We start from the raw sequence: 663 nt of genomic DNA on the forward strand, positions 1-663 counted from the left end.
CCTCTGGATGTCCTCGATGGACAAAGATCAGGGGCCTTACGAGCGCGAAATGATAATTGTCTCGACTGACGCCGACGACTTCATCGTCCAGCACGGCACCAACGTCCTTGTTATGGACATAGAAGGCGCCGAAAGGGAACTCTTGCAGCACGCCAAGCTCCCAGGCATAGAGCGCGTCTACCTAGAGCTGCATGATCACTTGTATGGCCTGGACGGAATCCGCGATATCACCCAGGCATTGGCGCTAAAAGGCTATGCCTATGATCCCCGCGGGTCCCGCGGACCGTGCGTGCTTTTCGGCAAGGACGACGGCCCACGCGAATATGAAGAGGTTGAACCAGATGCGGCGTGATACTTTTGCTTCTTATCTTGCCTTCGCAGTCGCCATGGCTGTTGCCGGGCCAACGGCCGGCAAGGGCGCCTTCGCGGATCCCGATACACTCACGCTCGAAGATGCATCGGGCAAGGCCATCCAAACCCTTACCGTCGAGCAGTTGAAGACCGAATTTCCGCAACAGACCTACGATACGCGCACGCCCTGGACGAAAGAGGACGAGAAGATCGTCTATCGGGGGCCCCTGCTGAAGGACATATGGGCGAAAACCGGGCTCGCCAACGTCGCCAAAGTCAAGGTGGTCGCCTACGACGACTTCGTGTCTGAAC

2 pseudogenes are annotated in these 663 nt (G+C 57.8%); both read left to right on the forward strand.

The annotated features are described in order from the left end of the window. Positions 1–352, forward strand: a pseudogene (locus tag EOA29_RS39030) (FkbM family methyltransferase); the annotation flags it as partial. Beyond that, a pseudogene (locus EOA29_RS39035) lies at positions 342–663 on the forward strand (hypothetical protein); the annotation flags it as partial. The pseudogenes EOA29_RS39030 and EOA29_RS39035, both read left to right, overlap by 11 nt.

Origin of the sequence: Mesorhizobium sp. M1E.F.Ca.ET.063.01.1.1, assembly GCF_003998155.1 — a bacterium.
Classification (GTDB): domain Bacteria; phylum Pseudomonadota; class Alphaproteobacteria; order Rhizobiales; family Rhizobiaceae; genus Mesorhizobium.